Below are 13,807 nucleotides of genomic sequence, written 5' to 3' on the forward strand. Positions count from 1 at the left end.
ATCAAGAATCCACGCCGTCACCAAGGTGACGGCGTTTTCACTTGCGCGCGCGCGTTAAACTTCCGCTTCATTTCAAAAACCCCCGCGCTGCACATGACGTCTTCCGTTCGGTTTCGCGTCTTTTTTCTGTTTTCCGCCGGATATTTCGTCTCGTACGTCTTCCGCGGGGTGAATCTCGGCTTCGCGCCTTACATCACGCACGATCTGGGTTTATCAGGCGCGGATCTCGGTTTGCTCACGTCGCTATATTTTCTCGGCTTCGCGGCGGCGCAAATTCCCGTGGGAATGTTGCTCGATCGCTTTGGCCCGCGCCGGGTCACCGCAGGCATGCTGTTGTTCGCCGCGCTTGGGATCGGCGTGTTTGGCGCGGCGCACGGTATCGGCACGATGATGTTGGGGCGGCTGCTGATCGGCGTGGGCGTGTCCGTCTGCATGAGCGCCGCGTTCAAGGCGCTCGCGCAAATTCTGCCCGTGGCGCAATTGCCAATGGTCAACGGCCTCGTGATGGCGGTTGGCGGCCTCGGCGGCGTGGTGGTCGGCTCGCCGCTCGCCATGCTGCTCGGCGTGACCGACTGGCGAAACGTCTGCTTCGGCCTTGTCGCGATGACACTCGCGGTTGCGGCGGCAATCTACCTGTTCGCGCCGGAGCATCGTGACGGTGTGCATCGCAAGGCCGACATGCTCACGCAATTCAAGGGCACTTGGCACATCCTTGGCAGCGGCGCGTTCTGGAAGATCGCATCGTTTTCGGTCGTCACGCAGGGCGTCTTCTATGCGATGCAGTCGCTCTGGATTCGTCCCTATCTCCTTGATGTCATGGGCCTCAGCGCCCAATACGCCGCGGTGCTGGTATCGGTGCTCGGTGTCGCGATGATGATCGGCTGCGTCGGTTTCGGCGTGGCGGCGCGCGGTCTGCAAAAGCGCGGCGTCACCGTCTACGCGTTCTGCGGCTTCGGCATGGCGCTGTTCGTGCTCGTCCAGGTGCTGATGCTCGTGCGTGCGCCGATTTCGCCGGCCTTGCTGATCGCGTGCTACGGCATTTTCGGCGGCACGGGCATCCTGAGCTACGCGGTGATGGCCGAGTATTTTCCGACGCACATGATCGGTCGCGCGCACAGCACGCTCACGCTGGTGCTGTTCATCCTGATCTTCGGATTGCAGGTGGGCATAGGCGCCATGCTGTCACGCTGGCCCGCCCAGGGCGGCCACTATCCTGCAGCGGCGCACCTGAGTGCGTGGGGTGTCTTGATCGCGCTGCAGATCGCCAGCGCCATCTGGTACGTCTTGCCGAGCAGCGTTCTCGAAAAGCGCGGCGGCGTGCCGTCGTAATCGCTGCATGGCCACCGGATAAGGCCCGCAGCGCCTCGCCTGGAACGCGTCTTGCGTGCGATGTGTCTCAAATTTGGAAGGACGGGCGGTTTCGGGCTATAATTCGAAGGTTTGAGCAAATCAACCTACACCCTAGCGCCTACCTCCCACTCACCGTTCATCCGCCGCGCCTTGCAGCACGCGCGCATCCCGCCAAACGCCTGATTCGCGCGTCCAGTCACTGGAGCGATACAGGCAGAAAACGGCGGGTTTTGCGCCCGACGCAATCGAACGCGATGCGGGTCTGCGCGCGCCACTTTACGGCCGCGCGCGACTCCACGGTCGGATGACAGGTCGGCAAACAGGGTGTTCCAAAGGAGCCTCCCGTGTTGCCGTCATTCTCTCCCGCAATCCTCGCACTCGCCGACGGCACGGTCTTTCGTGGTCACTCGATCGGCGCGTCCGGTCACACTATCGGTGAAGTGGTGTTCAACACCGCGATCACCGGTTATCAGGAAATCCTGACCGATCCGAGCTACGCCCAGCAAATCGTCACGCTGACGTATCCGCACATCGGCAATGTCGGTGTGAACGCTGAAGACGTCGAATCCACCAAAGTCCATGCCGCCGGGCTGATCATTCGGGATCTGCCGGTGCTCGCATCGAATTTCCGCTCCGAACAATCCCTCGCCGACTATCTGAAAGCAGAGAACGTCGTCGCGATTTCCAACATCGATACTCGCAAACTCACGCGCATTCTGCGTGACAAGGGCGCCCAAAACGGCTGCATTCTCGCCGGCGATGATGAAGCCAAAGCCCTCGAACTCGCGCGCTCGTTTCCGGGTTTGTCGGGAATGGATCTCGCCAAGGTCGTCTCCACCAAAGAGAAGTACGAGTGGACCCAGGCCGAATGGCGTCTGGAAAGCGGCTACGGCGAGCAGAAGGCGCCGAAGTTTCGCGTCGTCGCGTTCGATTTCGGCGTCAAGTACAACATTCTGCGCATGCTGACCGAGCGCGGTTGTCACGTCACCGTGCTGCCGGCTGAATCGACCGCCGCCGATGCGCTCGCGCTGAATCCCGACGGCATCTTCCTCTCGAACGGCCCCGGTGACCCGGAGCCGTGCGACTACGCAATCCGCGCGACGCGCGAGTTCATCGAGCGCGGCATTCCCACGTTCGGCATTTGCCTCGGCCACCAGATCATGGGTCTGGCCGTCGGCGCGAAGACCATGAAGATGAAAACGGGCCATCACGGCGCGAATCATCCGGTGAAGGATCTTGAGAATGGCCGCGTGGTGATCACGTCGCAGAATCACGGTTTTGCCGTCGATGCCGCCACGCTGCCCGCCAACGCAAAAGTCACGCACACGTCGCTGTTCGACGGCACGCTGCAAGGCTTCGCGCTCACCGACAAACCCGCGTTCTGCTTCCAGGGGCACCCGGAAGCATCGCCCGGACCGAACGATATCGCGTACTTGTTCGATCGCTTTGTCACGCTGATGGAAGCGCAGAAAGTCGCAGCTTAAATAGACGCAACGCACAGAACACAGCAACACAATCATTGAGAGCAGTTATGCCGAAGCGGACAGACATCAAGAGCATCCTCATCATCGGCGCGGGGCCGATCATCATCGGTCAGGCGTGCGAGTTCGATTATTCGGGCGCGCAGGCTTGCAAGGCGCTGCGCGAGGAAGGCTACAAGGTCATTCTCGTCAACAGCAATCCCGCGACGATCATGACCGACCCGAACACGGCCGATGTGACCTACATCGAGCCGATCACGTGGGAAGTCGTCGAGCGCATCATCGATAAAGAACGTCCCGACGCAATTCTCCCGACCATGGGCGGACAGACCGCGCTGAACTGCGCGCTCGATTTGTTCCACCACGGCGTGCTGGAAAAGTACAAGGTCGAGTTGATCGGCGCGTCGCCGGAAGCTATCGATAAAGCCGAAGACCGCCAGAAGTTCAAGGAAGCGATGACGAAGATCGGCCTCGGTTCGGCCAAGTCGGGCATCGCGCATTCCATGGAAGAAGCGCTGCAGGTGCAGGCGGATATCGCCGCGCAGACCGGCAGCGGCGGGTATCCGACCGTCATTCGTCCTTCGTTCACGCTGGGCGGATCGGGCGGCGGGATTGCCTACAACAAAGAAGAGTTCGAGGAGATTTGCCGTCGCGGACTGGATTTGTCGCCGACGCGTGAATTGTTGATCGAAGAGTCGCTGCTGGGCTGGAAAGAGTTCGAGATGGAAGTGGTCCGCGACACCAAGGACAACTGCATCATCGTGTGCTCGATCGAAAACCTGGACCCGATGGGTGTGCATACCGGCGACTCCATCACGGTCGCGCCGGCGCAAACGCTCACCGACAAGGAATATCAGATCCTGCGCAACGCGTCGCTCGCCGTGCTGCGCGAGATCGGTGTGGATACGGGCGGTTCGAACGTGCAGTTCGCGATCAATCCGAAAGACGGCCGCATGGTCGTCATCGAGATGAATCCGCGTGTGTCGCGCTCGTCGGCGCTGGCGTCGAAGGCGACGGGTTTCCCGATCGCCAAGGTCGCAGCGAAGCTGGCCGTGGGCTACACGCTCGATGAGTTGAAGAACGAGATCACCGGTGGTCAGACGCCGGCGTCGTTCGAACCGACCATCGACTATGTGGTCACGAAGATTCCGCGTTTTGCGTTCGAAAAATTCCGCGAAGCCGATGCACGCCTGACGACGCAAATGAAGTCGGTCGGTGAAGTGATGGCGATTGGCCGCACGTTCCAGGAATCGTTCCAAAAGGCGTTGCGCGGTCTGGAAGTAGGAGTCGACGGACTCGACGAAAAGACCACCAGCCGCGACGAAGTGATTCGTGAGATAGGCGAGCCGGGTCCGGACCGCATTTGGTTCCTCGGCGACGCGTTCCGTCTCGGCCTGACCGCCGAAGAAATCTTCGAAGAAACGGCAATCGACCCGTGGTTCCTCGCGCAGATCGAACAGATCGTCTCGAAGGAAAAGGCGCTGAGCGGCCGCACGATCGAGAGCCTGACCAAAGACGAGATGCTGTATCTGAAGCAGAGCGGTTTCTCGGATCGACGTCTCGCCAAGTTGCTCGGCTCGGATCAAACGGCTGTGCGTAAGCATCGTCATGCATTGAAGGTGCGTCCGGTCTACAAGCGCGTGGACACATGCGCGGCCGAATTCGCGACGAAAACCGCTTACATGTACTCGACCTACGAGGAAGAGTGCGAAGCGAATCCGACCGACAAAAAGAAAATCATGGTGCTGGGCGGCGGCCCGAACCGGATCGGACAGGGCATCGAGTTCGACTATTGCTGCGTGCACGCAGCCTTGGCGATGCGCGAAGACGGCTATGAAACGATCATGGTCAACTGCAATCCCGAGACGGTTTCCACCGACTACGACACGTCTGACCGCTTGTATTTCGAATCGCTGACGCTTGAAGACGTGCTCGAAATCGTCGAACTGGAAAAGCCGGTTGGCGTGATCGTGCAGTACGGCGGTCAGACGCCGTTGAAGCTGGCGCTGGACCTTGAAGCGAACGGCGTGCCGATCATAGGCACGTCGCCGGACATGATCGACGCCGCCGAAGACCGCGAGCGCTTCCAGAAGCTGCTGCAGGACCTGAACCTGCGTCAACCGCCGAACCGCACGGCGCGCGCCGAAGACGAAGCGCTGCGTCTCGCCGAAGAAATCGGTTATCCGCTGGTTGTGCGTCCGTCGTACGTGCTCGGTGGACGCGCGATGGAAATTGTCCACGAGCCGCGCGATCTCGAACGCTACATGCGCGAAGCCGTGAAGGTTTCGCACGATTCGCCGGTGCTGCTCGACCGCTTCCTGAATGACGCGATCGAATGTGACGTCGACTGTATTTCGGATGGCGAAGCGGTGTTTATCGGCGGCGTGATGGAGCACATCGAACAGGCGGGCGTGCATTCCGGCGACTCCGCATGCTCGCTGCCGCCGTATTCGCTGTCGCAGGAAACTGTCGATGAACTCAAGCGCCAGACCGGCGCCATGGCGCGCGCGCTGAACGTGATCGGCCTGATGAACGTGCAGTTCGCGATCCAGCAAGTGCCGCGTGAAGACGGCACGAAGCAGGACGTGATCTACGTGCTCGAAGTGAATCCGCGTGCTTCGCGCACGGTGCCGTATGTGTCGAAGGCGACTGGTTTGCCGCTCGCCAAGATCGCCGCCCGTGCGATGGTCGGCCAGAAATTGGCCGATCAAGGCGTCACGAAGGAAGTGATTCCGCCGTACTTCAGCGTCAAGGAAGCGGTGTTCCCATTCGTGAAATTCCCGGCTGTCGACCCGGTGCTCGGACCCGAAATGCGCTCGACCGGCGAAGTGATGGGCGTGGGACGTACGTTCGGCGAGGCGTTGTTCAAGTCGCAGCTCGCGGCCGGCTCGCGCCTGCCGGAAAGCGGCACGGTTCTCCTCACCGTGATGGACGCGGACAAGCAGAAGGCCGTGGAAGTTGCGACCATGCTGCACGAACTGGGTTATCCGATCGTCGCGACGAAGGGCACGGCCGCCGCCATCCAGGCAGCGGGCGTGCCGGTGAAAGTGGTCAACAAGGTCAAGGATGGCCGGCCGCACATCGTGGACATGATCAAGAACGGCGAGATTGCGCTGGTCTTCACCACCGTCGACGAAACCCGAGCTGCCATCGCCGATTCCCGCTCGATCCGCATGAGCGCGCAGGCCAACAAGGTCACGTACTACACGACCATGTCGGGCGCGCGCGCGGCGGTCGAAGGTCTGCGATATCTGAAGGACCTGGAAGTCTATGATTTACAAGGACTGCATGCTCGCCTAAACTAAGGCTTCTGATTCGAGTCTCAGCAGTATCAGCAGTCTCCAAATGAAGTTCTAAGTTTCAAGGGCCGCGGTTAAGCGGCGTCTCCCTTTTTTACCGGGAGATGCACTTAACCGCGGTAATTTTTTTACGTCTGCATTTTTGCGTAATGAGTTGTTTATGAGCACAGTTCCTTTGACCAAACGCGGCGCAGCGCTGCTGCGCGACGAATTGCAACGCCTCAAATCCGTGGAGCGTCCGGCTGTCGTGAATTCGATTGCCGAAGCGCGCGCGCAGGGCGACTTGTCGGAAAACGCCGAATACGACGCGGCCAAGGAGAAGCAGGGCTTTATCGAGGGCCGCATCGCCGAGATCGAGTCGAAGCTGGCCGGCGCGCAGGTTATCGACCCGACGGCGGTGGAAGCCGACGGCCGGGTGATCTTCGGCGCGACGGTCGAGCTGGAAGAGACGGCCACGGGCGACATAGTGACCTACCAGATTGTCGGCGACGACGAGGCGGATATCGACCATGGGCTGATTTCCATCAGCTCCCCGATCGCGCGTGCGCTGATCGGCAAGAGCGAGGGCGACGTGGCGTCGGTGCAGGCTCCGAGCGGCGCGCGCGAATACGAAGTCATCGCGGTCAAGTACGTCTGATGGCCCATCGATTCTTTCGGATCGTCGCCATGATCTGGGTCGGCAGCATGCTGACGCTGGGGTACGTGGCAGCGCCTGTGCTGTTCAGTATGCTCGACCGGACCTCGGCGGGATCGGTCGCGGCGCAACTGTTTCGCATCGAAGGCATGCTGGGCGTGGTGTGCGCGCTGGTGCTGCTGGTGATGGCTAACCGTCTCGTCCGCACGGGTTTCGTCGAATACAAGCGCACCCGCTGGGTTATCGCAGCCATGCTGGTGTGTGTGCTGGTTGGCTATTTCGCCCTGCAACCGTTCATGAGCGCGCTGCGAGTGGCGGCACAGGAAGGCGGGATGGAACTCGCGCAATCGCCGTATGCAAGCCGCTTTGGTTTGCTGCACGGGGTGTCGAGCGCGTTCTATCTGATCGAAAGCGTGCTGGGACTGGTGTTGTTCTGGCGCCTGCCGCCGGGACGGTTTCCCACGCAAACAGTGATTCCGAAGGGAAAAACGGCCAGCGTCGCAGCACGTCGCGCACGCGGTTAAAAAAAGCCGGTGTTACCCGAGCTAATCGGGCAACACCGGCTTTCTGCTTTCCGGACAAGCCGGAAAAACTTATTTCGACGATTGATGGTGACGCTTGGCGCTGGGCAGACGCTTCTTTGCGCGCTTGACGTTGCCGCCAGCCGTCACACGTTCGTTGCCGCGAACCAGCAGTTTTTGCTTCTTCGGCTTGCGGACCACAGGCGCGTCACGCGTGATCTTGACGACCTTGACCACACGTGGCGCACGTCCTTTCGACGACGTTTCGGCAGCGGCTTCGCCGGCACTGGGAGGCGCCACGCGATTGGCGCCGCGGACCCCGGCCGTGCGCGAAGGCTTGGCGACTTCGTCGCTTTCCGGGCGCCACACTACGAGCAATTTGCCGATTTGCTGGATCGGCGCCGCGTTCAGCCGGTCGCAGATTTCGGCGTAGGCTGCGGTGCGGGCTTCGCGGTCGTCGCCGAAAACGCGGATCTTGATGAGCTGATGTGCTGCGAGATGCACCTCGATCTCGGTCAGCACGGCTTCGGTCAGCCCTTCGCCGCCAACGAGTACGACGGGCTTGAGCGCATGAGCCTGGGAGCGCAGGTCGGCGCGTTGGGCGGGAGAAAGTTTAAGAGCTGGCATGAGAAGTAACGGACTCGACTAAAATGAGAGGCGCCGTAGCGTAAAAGCGGCTAAACGGTCGCGATTGCAAAACAAAGACGGGCAGGGCGGACGCCTTGCTCGAGAAAATGACGGACGGCGCGAGGCGGTGCGGCGAGCAAACGGACTTGATTTTAACGAATCTTTAATCGCCGGAGCCCGGACGCCGCCCGTTGCCAGAAAGGCCGAAAGCACGTTATCAGCCTTGGCTTCTGGCAAACGCCGCTGGCAAACACAGGGCACAACGGCGCCGAAATCGGCTGCCCACATCGACGAAGGCTGCCTCATAAATGAGCAGCAGCCCGAATTAGACGCGTATTATCCGCTAAAAGCACAGCTTCACGCAGCAAGAGTTCATTCTTAATGGCAAAAAACCGCTTCAATTACTCGTGGCTGCACGACCACATCAACGACCCGTACGTGAAGCTCGCGCAGCGCGAGGGCTACCGGGCGCGCGCGGCGTACAAGCTGAAGGAGATCGACGAGCAGGACAAGTTGATCAAACCGGGCCAGATCATCGTGGATCTGGGCTCGACACCGGGCAGTTGGAGCCAGTACGCGCGCAACCAATTGGCCAAGGGGTCCAAGCGCGGCGAAACGCGCGAAGGCGGGATCGACGGGAAGATCATTGCGCTCGACCTGCTTCCCATGGAGCCTATCGCCGACGTGACCTTCATTCAGGGCGATTTTCGTGAAGACTCGGTGCTGGACCAACTGAAGGAAATCGTCGGAGACCATCAAGTTGACCTTGTAATCTCCGACATGGCCCCCAACCTCTCAGGTGTTGCCAGTGCGGATGCAGCGCGAATGGAACATCTGTGCGATCTGGCGCTGGACTTCTCGCAGAACCATTTGAAACCGGATGGTGCTTTGCTGGTGAAATGTTTTCATGGCAGCGGCTATAGTCAAATAGTGGAAAAGTTCAAGCATCAATTCAAAATCGTCGCGCCGCGCAAGCCAAAGGCGTCGCGCGATAAATCGTCCGAAACGTTTATTTTGGGCAGGCAACTCAAGCGTCGTGATTGAGAGTTGTTGGTGAAAACGCCGCGCTGGACCGGTTGCTTCAGCGGGCATTTTTGCCGGATGTGTCCGGAAATCAGGTCCCGACCGCTATCTCCGCGCTAGTTAAAGGCTATAGCAGGGGTTTGCGGTCTGGATTAGAATGCTTTCGTGGTGCCGCAAGGCGAATGTAGGCGCCCGTCTATGAGTGAAGGAGTGGTGCTTTGAACAACAATATGTTCTCTAAGGCAGCGGTGTGGCTGGTTATCGCACTGGTGCTGTTCACGGTGTTCAAGCAGTTCGACAAGCCCCGCGTCCAGGAAGGTGTTTCGTATTCGCAATTCATGGACGATGCGAAGACCGGTAAGGTCAAGACCGTTACCGTTCAGGGCCGTAATCTCACCGTCACTCCCGCAGACGGTCAGAAATATCAGATCGTGTCGCCTGGCGATATCTGGATGGTCGGCGACTTGATGAAGTACGGCGTACAGGTCAGCGGCAAGGCCGACGACGAACCGAACGCGCTGGTGTCCGCGCTGTATTACCTCGGACCGACGATCCTGATCATCGGCTTCTGGTTCTTCATGATGCGGCAGATGCAGGGCGGCGGGAAAGGTGGAGCGTTTTCGTTCGGCAAGTCGCGAGCGCGGCTGATCGACGAGAACAACAACGCGATCAATTTTACCGATGTGGCCGGCTGTGACGAAGCGAAGGAGGAAGTCTCCGAGCTCGTTGACTTCCTGCGCGATCCGCAGAAATTCCAGAAGCTCGGCGGGCGTATTCCGCGCGGCGTGCTGCTGGTCGGCCCTCCGGGTACAGGTAAGACGCTGCTTGCACGCGCTATCGCGGGCGAAGCGAAAGTGCCGTTCTTCAGCATCTCGGGTTCGGACTTCGTGGAAATGTTCGTCGGTGTGGGTGCGGCTCGAGTCCGCGACATGTTCGAGCAGGCCAAGAAGCACGCACCGTGTATCGTATTTATCGACGAAATCGATGCTGTGGGCCGTCATCGCGGTGCCGGCATGGGGGGCGGTAACGACGAGCGCGAACAGACGTTGAACCAGATGCTGGTGGAAATGGACGGCTTCGAGGCGAATTCCGGCGTGATCGTGATCGCTGCGACCAACCGCTCCGACGTGCTGGACAAGGCGTTGCTGCGTCCGGGCCGTTTCGACCGTCAGGTATATGTTGGCTTGCCAGATATCCGCGGCCGCGAACACATCATGAAGGTTCACCTGCGCAAGGTACCTATTTCGAACGACGTCGACGCTTCAGTGATCGCACGCGGCACGCCGGGCTTCTCGGGCGCCGATCTGGCGAATCTCGTGAACGAAGCAGCGCTGTTCGCAGCTCGCCGCGGCAAGCGGATCGTCGAGATGGCGGACTTCGAAGACGCGAAAGACAAGATCTTCATGGGTCCGGAACGCAAGTCTGCCGTGATGCGCGAAGAAGAGCGCCGCAATACTGCTTATCACGAGTCGGGTCACGCGGTGGTGGCGAAGCTGTTGCCGCATGCCGATCCGGTCCACAAAGTCACCATCATGCCGCGTGGCTGGGCATTGGGCGTGACCTGGCAGTTGCCGGAACATGATCGCGTGAACTTGTATCGCGACAAGATGCTCGAGGAAATCGCCATTCTGTTTGGTGGCCGGGCGTCGGAAGAAGTGTTCCTGAACTCCATGTCCACGGGTGCTTCGAACGACTTCGAGCGCGCAACGAAAATGGCGCGCGATATGGTGACGCGTTACGGCATGTCGGATGTGCTCGGCACGATGGTGTATGTCGATACGGAGCAGGACGGCATGTTTGGCAAGATGGCGTCGAAGACGGTGTCCGAGGCCACGCAGCAAAAGGTCGATGCCGAGATTCGCCGGATTCTCGACGAGCAATACGGTTTGGCCCGCAAGCTGCTGGAAGACAACCGCGACAAGGTCGAAGCCATGACGAAGGCGCTGCTGGAGTGGGAAACCATCGACGCAGACCAGATCAGCGACATCATGGGCGGTCGTCCGCCGCGTCCGCCGAAGAATCTGCCGCCGCCGTCGAGCGATCCGTCGTCGGGTGGTGGAAATACCGGCGCGGAAGTCAAACCGGGTAACGCCACGGCTCCCGCTTCAGCCTGACGCGAACCTGAAGCAATGTGGAAGGGGCTGGTGTGTTCTCACACCAGCCCTTTTTCGTTGTGGCGCATATTTACCGGCCTCGCCGAGGATTGCTTAATAGCTGCTGTAGGCGCCTTGAATCGGCACGCGCAAACGTTTCTGACTCTTCAATTCAATTGCCTGGCTGGACCACTATGCAGTCGTCACCCCTTTCAAACGCTCATCACGCTGTCGCGCAACCGCTTCAATGCGGTCGCTTCAGGCTGAGCTTCGAGCGTCCGCTGATCATGGGCATTCTCAACGTCACGCCGGATTCGTTTTCCGATGGCGGCCGTTTTGTCGCGCGTGACGCCGCGCTCGCGCAGGCTGCCGACATGATTCGCGATGGCGCTGACATTATCGATATTGGCGGGGAATCGACACGTCCAGGCGCACCGCCCGTGCCGCTCGACGAAGAGCTCGCGCGTGTGATTCCGGTAATCGAAGCGTTGCGGTCGGCGGGTGTACCGCTTTCCATCGATACCTACAAGCCCGCGGTGATGCGCGCTGCGCTGAACGCCGGCGCGGATATGGTCAACGACATCTGGGGTTTGCGCCGCGAAGGCGCAGTTGATGCGGTGAAAGACAGCACGTGCGGTGTCTGCGTGATGCACATGCTCGGCGAGCCGCAAACCATGCAAATCCATGAACCGGTGTATCGCGACGTCGTGACGGAGGTGCGGGAATTCTTCGAGGAACGGGTACGGACGCTGACGAGCGAGGGAATCGCCTTGGAACGGATCTGCCTTGATCCTGGATTCGGCTTCGGCAAGTCCGTGATCGATCATAATTACGCTTTGTTAGCGCATTTCGCCGAGACACGGCCTTCGAATTTGCGTGTGCCGCTACTGGCCGGCATGTCGCGCAAGTCGATGCTCGGTGCTGTGACCGGACGAACGCAACCGGCCGAGCGCGTGGCGGCGAGTGTGGCGGCGGCGGTGTGCGCGGCGCAACGAGGCGCGGCGATAGTGCGCGTTCACGACGTCGCGGCGACTTCCGACGCGTTAAAAGTATGGCAGGCGGTGCGCGCTGCCGGCAACGCGACGCAATGAACGGCAACATTTGACGGCATGAACTTTGCGAACGCATCGCAAGTACGGGAATTCACGGTTCGCGCTTAATTTTGCGCAAGGATAAGAACGAAACAATGGCACGTCGATATTTTGGTACGGATGGTATTCGGGGCAAGGTCGGTGAAGCGCCGATCACGCCTGATTTCGTGTTGCGGCTGGGTTATGCCGCCGGCAAGGTGCTGGCGGGCGCGGATCGGTGGGCGCAGCGCGGCAGCCGTCCGACGGTGCTGATCGGAAAGGACACACGGGTGTCCGGGTACATGCTGGAAGCAGCGCTGGAGTCGGGTTTTTCGGCGGCGGGCGTCGACGTCATGCTGGCCGGCCCGATGCCGACGCCGGGCGTCGCCTACCTCACGCGTGCTCTGCGTCTCGCGGCAGGTGTGGTGATCAGCGCGTCGCACAATCCTTACTACGACAACGGCATCAAGTTTTTTTCCGCCGATGGCAACAAGCTCCCGGACGAAGTCGAGTTGCAGATCGAAGCGCAACTTGACGAACCCATGTCCTGCGCGCCGTCCGAACTGCTGGGCAAGGCACGCCGGCTCGACGACGCACGTGGCCGCTACATCGAATTCTGCAAGAGTACGTTCCCGGCCAGCTTCGACCTGCACGGTCTCAAGCTGGTGGTGGACTGCGCGCATGGCGCTGCGTACGACGTCGCGCCGCAGGTGTTCCACGAGCTTGGCGCGGAAGTGGTGTCGATTGGCGTGTCACCGAACGGCTTTAACATCAACGACGGCGTCGGCGCCACTGCGCCCGACGCGCTCGTGCGGGCGGTGAAAGAGCATCGCGCGGATATCGGCATTGCGCTCGATGGCGATGCAGACCGCCTGCAAGTAGTCGACGCCTCGGGCCGGCTCTATAACGGTGACGAATTGCTCTACGTGCTGGTGAAGGACCGCATCGCGACGGACGGACACGTGGACGGTGCGGTTGGCACGCTGATGACGAACATGGCCGTGGAGGTCGCGCTGAAGGGGGCGGGCGTACAGTTGGTGCGCGCCGCCGTTGGCGACCGCTACGTCCTCGAGAAGCTGCGTGAGAACAACTGGATGCTCGGCGCAGAAGGATCGGGGCATATCCTGTCGCTCGACCGGCATTCCACGGGCGACGGCATTGTCTCGGCGCTGCTTGTGCTCGCGGCGATCAAGCGCAGCGGCAAGGAGCTTGCCGATCTGCTCGAAGGCGTGACGCTGTTCCCGCAAAAGCTGATCAACGTGCGGATGAGTCCGGACGCCGACTGGAAGAGCAGCGACGCCATCAAGCGGGCGATTGCGGATGCCGAGCGCGCGCTGGACTCGCATGGCCGGGTGCTGATCCGCGCCTCGGGGACCGAGCCGGTGTTGCGCGTGATGGTCGAGGCAGCGTCGCAAACGGACGCCATCGCGCATGCGGAAAGCATCGCCAAGGTCGTGAAGGACGCGACAACCTGACGCGAGCCGAAGCATCGGCGCGAGGAAAACGCCACGGTTCGCTCCGTGGCGTTTTTGCATGTGAGCGCCGTCCACGAATCCGTAGTTTCGAAAACGCTTAAAAAGCACGCGCTTTCTAAAATTATTTCCGTAACATGGATCGCCACATGAAGGGGCATCGGTCCGTCTCGCCAATCATTGAAAGAAACCTCTCCAGGTTGCCTCCAACGCCCATCCCGCTTGGCCTCGGCGGCT

11 protein-coding genes are annotated in these 13,807 nt (G+C 60.6%); 10 read left to right on the forward strand and 1 reads right to left on the reverse strand.

The window, feature by feature from the left end; genetic code table 11:
• Positions 1–93: 93 nt before the first annotated feature.
• From M0D69_RS31170 to M0D69_RS31190, 5 genes are all read left to right on the forward strand, one after another.
• Positions 94–1,329, forward strand: a complete 1,236-nt coding sequence (locus M0D69_RS31170) for an MFS transporter (RefSeq protein WP_301785704.1) — start codon at positions 94–96, stop codon at positions 1,327–1,329.
• 365 nt (positions 1,330–1,694) lie between these two features.
• Positions 1,695–2,834: a glutamine-hydrolyzing carbamoyl-phosphate synthase small subunit gene (gene carA, locus M0D69_RS31175; RefSeq protein ID WP_301785705.1), complete on the forward strand. Its 1,140-nt coding sequence runs from the start codon at positions 1,695–1,697 to the stop codon at positions 2,832–2,834.
• Between the two features lie 47 nt (positions 2,835–2,881).
• Positions 2,882–6,136 carry a carbamoyl-phosphate synthase large subunit gene (gene carB, locus M0D69_RS31180; RefSeq protein ID WP_301785706.1) on the forward strand — a complete coding sequence of 1,085 codons (3,255 nt, stop codon included), beginning with the start codon at positions 2,882–2,884 and terminating at the stop codon, positions 6,134–6,136.
• Between the two features lie 154 nt (positions 6,137–6,290).
• Positions 6,291–6,767, forward strand: coding sequence for a transcription elongation factor GreA (gene greA, locus M0D69_RS31185; RefSeq protein WP_301785707.1), 477 nt, complete (start codon positions 6,291–6,293; stop codon positions 6,765–6,767).
• Positions 6,767–7,288 carry a DUF4149 domain-containing protein gene (locus M0D69_RS31190; RefSeq protein ID WP_301785708.1) on the forward strand — a complete coding sequence of 174 codons (522 nt, stop codon included), beginning with the start codon at positions 6,767–6,769 and terminating at the stop codon, positions 7,286–7,288. The genes greA and M0D69_RS31190 overlap by 1 nt, the downstream gene beginning before the upstream one ends.
• 69 nt (positions 7,289–7,357) lie before the next feature.
• On the opposite strand, the gene M0D69_RS31195 is transcribed toward M0D69_RS31190, so the two are convergent.
• On the reverse strand, positions 7,358–7,912 hold the full coding sequence (locus M0D69_RS31195) for a YhbY family RNA-binding protein (protein ID WP_301785709.1): 555 nt from the start codon (positions 7,910–7,912) through the stop codon (positions 7,358–7,360).
• 64 nt (positions 7,913–7,976) lie between these two features.
• Here M0D69_RS31195 and M0D69_RS31200 point away from each other — a divergent pair, with 64 nt between their 5' ends.
• From M0D69_RS31200 to glmM, 5 genes are all read left to right on the forward strand, one after another.
• Entirely contained in the window at positions 7,977–8,294 is a 318-nt protein-coding gene (locus M0D69_RS31200; RefSeq protein ID WP_301785710.1) for a hypothetical protein, read from the forward strand.
• Complete coding sequence (locus M0D69_RS31205) at positions 8,294–8,956, forward strand: RlmE family RNA methyltransferase (protein WP_047844687.1); 663 nt, start codon at positions 8,294–8,296, stop codon at positions 8,954–8,956. Before M0D69_RS31200 ends, M0D69_RS31205 begins: the two co-directional genes overlap by 1 nt.
• Before the next feature lie 197 nt (positions 8,957–9,153).
• Positions 9,154–11,049 (forward strand): ATP-dependent zinc metalloprotease FtsH, encoded by a 1,896-nt coding sequence (gene ftsH / locus M0D69_RS31210; protein WP_047844686.1) that lies wholly within the window; start codon positions 9,154–9,156, stop codon positions 11,047–11,049.
• Between the two features lie 173 nt (positions 11,050–11,222).
• Complete coding sequence (gene folP, locus M0D69_RS31215; RefSeq protein WP_301785711.1) at positions 11,223–12,119, forward strand: dihydropteroate synthase; 897 nt, start codon at positions 11,223–11,225, stop codon at positions 12,117–12,119.
• A gap of 95 nt (positions 12,120–12,214) precedes the next feature.
• On the forward strand, positions 12,215–13,573 hold the full coding sequence (glmM, locus tag M0D69_RS31220; protein WP_301785712.1) for a phosphoglucosamine mutase: 1,359 nt from the start codon (positions 12,215–12,217) through the stop codon (positions 13,571–13,573).
• The last annotated feature ends 234 nt before the right edge of the window (positions 13,574–13,807 follow it).

The organism is Caballeronia sp. SEWSISQ10-4 2 (assembly GCF_030464885.1).
Taxonomy (GTDB): Bacteria; Pseudomonadota; Gammaproteobacteria; order Burkholderiales; family Burkholderiaceae; genus Caballeronia.